This is a genomic window from Turicibacter sp., from assembly GCF_017941855.1.
Classification (GTDB): Bacteria; Bacillota_I; Bacilli_A; order MOL361; family Turicibacteraceae; genus Turicibacter; species Turicibacter sanguinis.
The window spans coordinates 1-6,999 of sequence record NZ_JAGAVR010000080.1 but is presented as its reverse complement, the minus strand read 5'-3'; the positions used below and the strand labels follow the sequence as shown (position 1 = coordinate 6,999).

Here is a 6,999-nt window from a genome sequence, read left to right as displayed (position 1 = left end):
TTCATCTTTAATATGCTGATTAAACTGATTAAAAGGGACCGTCAATTCAAATGGAACATGTGACTCGTTAAAGTCAACTAACTGGCGCTCCACAAACTCGATATCTTCAAGACAACTCTCCATCAATTTCTTCATCTCAAAATCCCCTTTTGATATAGTATCTTCATATTTTACCTTAATTCGACAAAAACGCAAACAAAAAAATGAGCAATCATCACCCATTTTTAAGATTTCTTAACTTGATAACTTGTCATTACTATTCTCCTAAACAAATAAGATAACAGTTTCTTTCGCTTAGTTATGATATTTCATAAAATTTTAGTCCCCTTAATAAAAAAAGCCCAAACCTTATCAGTCTGAGCAAAAACTATTTTCATAGATATCAAAAAATCGTGAAATCTCATATCCCTGTTCAACAATCTGATCATCTTCATGAGTCAATTGCCATCCATACGCCTTATAATCTTTCCACGTAAAGTGACTCACCGGCAACAAATAAAACTCACGTTGAATCGCCTTAAAGCCATCCTTATAATCAATCAAGGCTTGCTCAAATGCTTTCTCCGGATCAATAAAAACAGGCATCCCTTGACTATTCAATCCAATCGAATAAACCTCATCACCACCAAAATCACTCGGTAACTTACTCACATCATACTCCATGACAGCATGAGATTTAGCAGGTGAACATCCGACCAACAAACAAAAAACAATTAACCATAAAGCTTTCATCACCAATCCCCCTAACAGGAATTTTTACTACACTTTATAATAGGTTATTTTCGTAAATTTCATTCATTTTTTCAGTCTCAATGACTTTCCATAATAACTGAAGTAAATTTTTCTTTCTATCTTTCTTCGTCTTTCCTCGTAACTCACTATTTAAAAGAGCATAGCCTAAAAAGTTCAATTGACTCACATTTATAGTCTTCAAATCCCATCCTTCTATGGTGGCATATGCCCGACTTAAATCCCCAGTTAAAACTTCCTTGATTTTAACATTCTCAGCTAATTCAATATAATCTGTAACCTCTGAATTAGTAGAGTTAAGCTGCTTCATCTCATAAAAATCTTTTCCTAACTGTACTACATCAACTTTAGCAATCTTCCTACTTTTTTTAGGCTCAATATCTTTTGCTAAATTAAATTGAAATTCCTCAAAACTTTTTCGCTCATATGGTTTGAGAAACTCGATAAAACCCCTAACTTTTTCACATTGCTGACCTGTCATTAATTTATATATTTCTTGGTAAACTTTTAATGCCTTTATAATATCTTTCATTACTAATCTCCTCTATAAAACATCTGTTACTTTTCGCGCATTTGGCTTTTTAGGAACATGTAAGCTTTCGAGAATTTCAAACACCAAATTTCCATACGCTTCATTTAATGGAGTTTTTACTTTACTCTTACTTTTTATAAAACAACAATCCCCTTCATCAATTAAATGTGACATTTCAATCTGATGATAGATAATCGAATCGAATACAAATATGTTAGGTGCCCCTCTTTTAAGAGTTAGCCTAGGCTGCTCTGTATTACTTCCTGTTTTCTTTAACGTTTCGAATACACCTAATAACTTCGGAGTCCCGTCCTTAAAAAATTTAAAATAGGATGTCGTTGGGCTTGACTTAATAATGGTTTGATATTCATTTATTATTTCTCTAATAAATGTCTTTTCAACAATATTTTGAACATGATGAACGCCTTGTACTCCCATATCATCCATCATGATAGGAATTAGGTAATAATCAGAGACCACTAAAGCATTTTGTGTAATCATATTATTAGCTGGGGGACAATCAAAAATGATGAAATCATATTTTCCATCTAATTTATAGTCTCTTAAAAATTTTGCTAAAAGGGTAACTTGTTGAAGTGTCGTATTTAATCCCTGACTATACTTTCGTTTAATATCCCCTTCAAGATCATCAAGTCCACGAATATAGGAACTAGAGTCTGCCATAAACATTGAACACGGAATAAAGTCGAAATGATTTAATCGATACTTTCCGCCTGTATAAAAATCTTTTTTAATGAGTTTTTCTAAATCAATTTTTGTTTCAAAATCTAAAATATCTTGATTTAAATATGTTTTAAAAACATAATTGATAGTCTCCTCTTCACTTAATTTACTCAATCCTATTTGTTTCCTAGTAGTATTGCTATACGCTCGCAAACAAATGCGACTCAACGAACACTGTGGATCTAAATCAATTAATAAGACTGAATGATGATTCAAAAAATTTAATCCCGCTGCAATATTAAATGCACTAACCGTCTTACCAACGCCGCCCTTATAATTAATCACCGAAATAATCTTTGCTTTCCCCATAACCTCTCCCCCGTTACAAACATTTTGCTATCCATTCATTATATTAACTGACCTCCTTAATTATTAAAGCCAATAAAAAAAAGATAGCTTCCAAACACTATCTTTTATCAAAATCAAATTCACAACAAAAACGTTCACAAGCTGGATCCATCTCACCTAAACTCTGTGTCGTAAACCCAAGCGTGCGATAAAATTCAACAGCCTGTGCATCGGTTTTGGCGATTACCTTCGTCAACTCATGCCACTTCGCCAAATAGGAAAGCATATGCTTCCCAATTCCACATCCACGATGATCCGGATCGACTGCGATCTGCAAAATCTCAGCCTCATAAGGATCTGTTAACTGGACTCCGACAACCCCAACAAGCTCACCCTCAACTTCATAACCATAAAGCAGACAACATTCATCCGCCAAATATCTTTCATATGCAGATGTTACCTTATTAGAATCCGTCGCATATGCTAATAAACTCTCTACCCTAGAATCTAAACTAACATCTTTAATTAAAGTCATCATACGTTGTATCCCCCATTTATAAGCGTTATCAAAAATTATATCATTTTTCGAACTTAAAATTAATATATGAGTCGAAATTACACTAATATTTTGCAAAATAGCGCTAACGTTCTAAAAAAATATCAAATCGCATATATATTAAAGACTCTAAAAAATAGGGGGCTATACTATTGATTGAATACAAACTGATTACCGTTCCATTTCTAAAACAAAAGGACTCCTTCCAAGACATGACACACGAAATTGAACATACCATTGAAAAACAAAAAAAAGACGGATGGCAATTCGTCAAAATGACAACCAACAATACACAATCAACAAGACTCCAAAATTGCTACAACCTAATCTTTAGAAAAAATAAAAATTAAAGACCGTGAAATCCATTCACGGTCTTTTTCTTTGCAGCATATTCAGTCCATAAACAACTGAGAAGTAAATAAAATAAAAACCGGCTATATAAACCTCTGACAAATAAAAATAATCATTGTTAAACCCTAAATAACAAAGCACTAGCGTTAGTAAAATCAGTGAACTCCATCCCGCTACACGCCACTTTTTATTTGGACTACATAAACCATGACCTGCTACAAACAACGTAATTAACAAAGGAATGGCCACACTCCAAATAAGCGAACCCAAGAATCCTATCCCTATACAAAAAATTAAATGTACCCCAAATGGTAATAATCCAACTATCTTCAAACCTCTCCTCATCCGTCTACTCCCCTTTATCCTTAATCAATAGATTAATTATACCACTCAAAAAAAGCTAGTTTAACTCATAAACTAGCTTTTCTTCGCACGCTTTAACTTCAACTCTTTCATCCAATGATTTGTATTTTTTAAATTGAAATCTTCATACTGAGCATCCTCTAACCACTCCATGATTTCTTCATAATCTGGATGATTACAATCACTCATCACAACTAATCTCAGGTAGGCAAGCCTCATCTCCATCTAAACACATCGAACATGACTCATTTAAATAACAATCCATTTTCACACCGCGACTAGTTCTAAATATCTTAGGTTCCTTAACACGTCCATCATAAGCTGGCTGTGAATTATAAAAAGCTAGCTCTTCTGCTTGCTCCTTACTATCGACAATAACTAACTTCTCTGACTGTACCTCAAATTCATACAAGTGACTTTCGAACCATCCCATACTATATTGAATCACACGATGTAGCCCATAAAACGTAATATCTGCTGGAAATACGACACGTCGCCAGACCTCTAACTCATTTAACGAAAGTTTCACCTGATATGCCTTCTCATATCATTGCCTTTAAACTGCTAAAATATTTTTCACACATTCAATAACTTCATCAACCGTCGTTAACTGCTCATTTTTTAGGCTATGGTATAGAGATGGAGAGAATATCTTCAGTCTCTCAACAATATTTATATTTTCTAACAACTCATCAATCAACTCATTACGATCTTCTGTAATAATAGGAATAATGATTGTTCCTAACTGCTTTGCCTTCTCAATTTCAGCCTTCGTTCCATAAGAACCTGGAAGCACAATCATAATCTGCGTCTGTCTAACTAAACGATACTTAAAACTTTCAAGCAATGCTCCATACTCCTCTTTCGTTTCCCAATCTTCATTATGAGCACAAGGATTGGCATAAATCTCAATTCGATTTTGAACAGATTGACCTAAATTCAAACACTCGTCAATAAAACTTTTTAACACAATATTAGCGACGCCTTTAGACTGCCCATTAATTAACGTTAAATTCTTAATTCTAGCCAATTCAACACCAAGTTCCTCGAGGAACGCACTTTCTTCTACCGTATGACTCCCTGTTACAAACAATGTATTCCCCTTTGACTTCTGAGCAATACTCTCCATTATCTCAAGCAACTCACGATGACTCTGATCCGCATTCTCATAAATATACGTTTTAATCCCAAAACGCTCTAAATCCTTTGCCCAGAGCTTTTGAAGCTTATATGAATTCACATTCTTCTCTTTTTCAACCACCATATAATGAGTTCGCGTCCCACGACTACAAAGTTGTCGAATCTGTGTCATAATCGAGCGAATATTCGAATCACGATAACTATATCCAATAAATAAAAACGACTTATTCAACAAATCATTTTTAAGACGTTCCGTCGTTAATGGATGCGTGTAAAAATAATCCTCATAATCCTCCTTCGTAATAACTAAATTCTCAGGCGATGGACTATCGACACTACCATGCATCTTAATAATTTCAACCTTCTGATCGATATCCACAATCGGTAACAAATCCGTATCACAACGTCGAATCACAGTTGAAACATGACGAAAAGATTCCTCTAAAAGCGTATCATAATTCGTCGTCCAAATCGTCGTCACATTCATCTGCGCCAACACCTTATGATACTTATTACTATAAATCCCATCTGTCGTCGTATAACACTCTACAATCTTATTCAAAATACGACCCTTATTATTTAAATTATTATTAACAATAAATTGAGCAACCTCTGTTAAATCTAAATGATCATCAATCTCTAAATCAATATCTTCCTGCATCTCCCTTAATAATTCAACCCAACTCTTAAAACCAGAAGGAACCGAAATGCCTGCTCCAATAAAAATTGCTCCCTTTTTCTGAACCAGAGCAGTCGAAAACTCATTAATCACAATATTTTTTGCCATTTCAGTAACCTCCAAGTCCTAATATCTAATCTTAATATATTACCATATACACGATTATTATCAAAACAAAAGTTGACCCTTTTATCAATTGTTAAAATAATAAGGGAATGCCAGATAACAAATAATAGCACAATCTAAATCATCGTCTACCAATAATGAATCAAAATCACCATAAACTTCAATACAACGATCTAGCAAATCACCATACTTAACTAAATCATCTTCAAATTCTTCCCACATCTGTCGAGTTAAAGTTCCATCTGCTACACGACTTTTAAAAACATCTCTCTCTAAGAAAAACATCCCACTTTCACTCATCAAACAATGAGAAACAAATTCTTGAATTAGTTTACTACATTCACCCAACTTAATTTTATCTATATTCTTTAACTCTTCCTGAATTTCCTCAATCCATTTATCCATCATTTCTTGAGCCATCCATAGCATTCCTTTATCCACAAATATCCTCATTATATCGATCTTTGGACAAAGAAAAAAGAGAAGATTTCTCTTCCCTTTTCCATTGATTAAACTTGGTAGGGCGGCGTATCCTACATCTCTAGTTACTACTTTAAAGTAGCGCTTTGGGTGCCATTTCCAACTTCAAATTCAATCAGTATAGTTCAACATAATTGTATCATAAGTTAAAGCTACACTCATCTACTAGAATGAATTATGCATTCTTAACTAGGAGGTAACACAATTTGTACAATCTGTAAAACAGTTAATAAAAAAACAGCTAAATTAGCAGTCATAATTCCGATTGATTTGAAGCTAAAAGTAGCAGAACTACTTCGAATGCTTTCAATTATTTTTGCTACTCCATTTAAAATCCCATAAACTCCAAAGAATAAGAAAAATAGAATCAAAAAATTTAAAAATGCATAATTCCAGTTATCATAAATTACCCACCATATCACTATAAAAAAACACCCACTCCCTAAATCTATTAATCCATCTATCTTCTTCTTCATTAACTTACTCAATTCAACAGTGAGACCAACAATACCAATAATACCAGATAGAGTTGAAATTATCCCATTGACTACTCTGTTTCCTAAGTAATCTGGATTTAAATACAAGAAACCTAATATAAAAATAAAGGCTCCAGAAATACAAATACCATTCCATTTATCTTCTTTTTTCATACTTCCTCCCAATTAAAAAGAGAGAAATATTTCTCTCTTGTCTCATACTATGAAACTCTATTAAATGTCATATCGCAAATACTTAATTTATATTTCATCCACCAATAATGAGTATCTACGAGTTCGTAATTTTCAAGTCTAGGTCAGTCATTTAATATGAATTTACGGTTTCATTTAAATCAACACCAGTCTACAATAAGGTATAACCCTATCAGTGGAGAAAACCTAGTGAACTTAAATATATATTTTTTTCATTAATCAGCTATTCTGTTAAGCTCACTAGGACAGGGAACCCCTCACTAGTGGACGAATGCTAAGAGCTCAATTTACAATTGAGCTA

Annotated in this window: 11 protein-coding genes; 1 reads left to right on the top strand and 10 read right to left on the bottom strand. The window is 33.5% G+C overall.

Annotated features, from left to right (window positions below; genetic code table 11):
* Nucleotides 1-351 precede the first annotated feature (351 nt).
* The 4 genes from J6D32_RS09330 to J6D32_RS09315 all read right to left on the bottom strand — a co-directional run bounded on the left by J6D32_RS09330 (nucleotide 352) and on the right by J6D32_RS09315 (nucleotide 2,852).
* Nucleotides 352-732, bottom strand: a complete 381-nt coding sequence (locus J6D32_RS09330) for a hypothetical protein (protein ID WP_006783254.1) — start codon at nucleotides 730-732, stop codon at nucleotides 352-354.
* A gap of 34 nt (nucleotides 733-766) precedes the next feature.
* Entirely contained in the window at nucleotides 767-1,282 is a 516-nt protein-coding gene (locus tag J6D32_RS09325) for a hypothetical protein (RefSeq protein WP_055165508.1), read from the bottom strand.
* Between the two features lie 12 nt (nucleotides 1,283-1,294).
* Nucleotides 1,295-2,335, bottom strand: coding sequence for a ParA family protein (locus J6D32_RS09320; protein ID WP_055165511.1), 1,041 nt, complete (start codon nucleotides 2,333-2,335; stop codon nucleotides 1,295-1,297).
* 97 nt (nucleotides 2,336-2,432) lie between these two features.
* Nucleotides 2,433-2,852: a GNAT family N-acetyltransferase gene (locus tag J6D32_RS09315; protein WP_055165514.1), complete on the bottom strand. Its 420-nt coding sequence runs from the start codon at nucleotides 2,850-2,852 to the stop codon at nucleotides 2,433-2,435.
* A 170-nt stretch (nucleotides 2,853-3,022) separates the two neighbouring features.
* Between J6D32_RS09315 and J6D32_RS09310 the strand changes: the two genes are divergently transcribed.
* Nucleotides 3,023-3,220: a DUF4177 domain-containing protein gene (locus J6D32_RS09310; RefSeq protein ID WP_009607488.1), complete on the top strand. Its 198-nt coding sequence runs from the start codon at nucleotides 3,023-3,025 to the stop codon at nucleotides 3,218-3,220.
* A 16-nt stretch (nucleotides 3,221-3,236) separates the two neighbouring features.
* Here J6D32_RS09310 and J6D32_RS09305 read toward each other — a convergent pair whose 3' ends face one another.
* The 6 genes from J6D32_RS09305 to J6D32_RS09280 all read right to left on the bottom strand — a co-directional run bounded on the left by J6D32_RS09305 (nucleotide 3,237) and on the right by J6D32_RS09280 (nucleotide 6,659).
* Nucleotides 3,237-3,566 carry a hypothetical protein gene (locus J6D32_RS09305; RefSeq protein ID WP_055165517.1) on the bottom strand — a complete coding sequence of 110 codons (330 nt, stop codon included), beginning with the start codon at nucleotides 3,564-3,566 and terminating at the stop codon, nucleotides 3,237-3,239.
* Between the two features lie 72 nt (nucleotides 3,567-3,638).
* The gene (locus J6D32_RS09300) at nucleotides 3,639-3,773 is read right to left on the bottom strand and encodes a plasmid pRiA4b ORF-3 family protein (RefSeq protein ID WP_229098543.1); all 135 of its coding nucleotides are present in this window, start codon (nucleotides 3,771-3,773) and stop codon (nucleotides 3,639-3,641) included.
* Nucleotides 3,766-4,113, bottom strand: a complete 348-nt coding sequence (locus J6D32_RS09295) for an IS1096 element passenger TnpR family protein (protein ID WP_287467598.1) — start codon at nucleotides 4,111-4,113, stop codon at nucleotides 3,766-3,768. The genes J6D32_RS09300 and J6D32_RS09295 overlap by 8 nt, the downstream gene beginning before the upstream one ends.
* A gap of 27 nt (nucleotides 4,114-4,140) precedes the next feature.
* Nucleotides 4,141-5,511 carry an SIR2 family protein gene (locus J6D32_RS09290; protein ID WP_006783261.1) on the bottom strand — a complete coding sequence of 457 codons (1,371 nt, stop codon included), beginning with the start codon at nucleotides 5,509-5,511 and terminating at the stop codon, nucleotides 4,141-4,143.
* 84 nt (nucleotides 5,512-5,595) lie between these two features.
* On the bottom strand, nucleotides 5,596-5,970 hold the full coding sequence (locus J6D32_RS09285; RefSeq protein ID WP_229098544.1) for a hypothetical protein: 375 nt from the start codon (nucleotides 5,968-5,970) through the stop codon (nucleotides 5,596-5,598).
* 224 nt (nucleotides 5,971-6,194) lie between these two features.
* Nucleotides 6,195-6,659 (bottom strand): hypothetical protein, encoded by a 465-nt coding sequence (locus J6D32_RS09280; RefSeq protein ID WP_229098545.1) that lies wholly within the window; start codon nucleotides 6,657-6,659, stop codon nucleotides 6,195-6,197.
* Nucleotides 6,660-6,999 lie beyond the last annotated feature (340 nt).